We start from the raw sequence: 247 nt of genomic DNA, 5'->3' as shown, positions 1-247 counted from the left end.
GGATGGAAGAAGCAAAGCAACCGTGAGAAGTAAGTAGGGAAAGCCCTCGACCGATTCGTATCCGTCAGCTGAACACATTGCTGTGCTTACACCCCGGACCGATCTACCTTGTCATCTACAAGGGGTCTTACTTCCACGAGGGAATGGGAAATCTCATCTTGAGGGGGGCTTCGCGCTTAGATGCTTTCAGCGCTTATCCCTTCCGCACTTGGCTACCCAGCGGTGCTCCTGGCGGAACAACTGGTAC

Annotated in this window: 1 rRNA gene; it reads right to left on the bottom strand. The window is 53.8% G+C overall.

Annotated features, from left to right (window positions below):
* Window positions 1-33: 33 nt before the first annotated feature.
* A 23S ribosomal RNA gene (locus tag SAY88_RS25460) occupies window positions 34-247 on the bottom strand; the annotation flags it as partial.

The sequence above is a fragment of the Halalkalibacter flavus genome (assembly GCF_036663575.1).
Lineage (GTDB): Bacteria > Bacillota > Bacilli > Bacillales > Bacillaceae_D > Halalkalibacter > Halalkalibacter flavus.
This window is presented reverse-complemented; position numbering and strand designations above follow the sequence as displayed.